Below are 239 nucleotides of genomic sequence, written 5' to 3'. Positions count from 1 at the left end.
CCCTGGTGACCAATACCGGCGGGGTGGAAGCAGACTATTCAGTACAACATAGCATTCTCGATAGTAGCGGCGCCCTGGTTGCAAACCTTGGTAGTAAACCTCTGCCTGCTTTGCCATCCGGTGAGCAGCGTTTGCTGGGCGTGGTCTGGAATAGTGGGGTGACACTGGCAGGTGATTATCAGGCTATTGCCGAACTGTATAGCCAGAGTGGAGAGCGGCTTGACTTGCAGGCGGTGCCC

The 239-nt window shown here is 56.1% G+C and carries 1 protein-coding gene; it reads left to right on the top strand.

Going from position 1 to position 239, the window contains the following annotated elements:
- A partial coding sequence (locus A3730_RS31575) for a hypothetical protein (protein WP_197477436.1) occupies positions 1 to 239 on the top strand: 239 nt, incomplete at both ends.

It is taken from the genome of Alcanivorax sp. HI0044, from assembly GCF_001634945.1.
The sequence above is the reverse complement of the archived record's forward strand: the minus strand, read 5'-3'. Positions and strand labels throughout refer to the sequence as shown.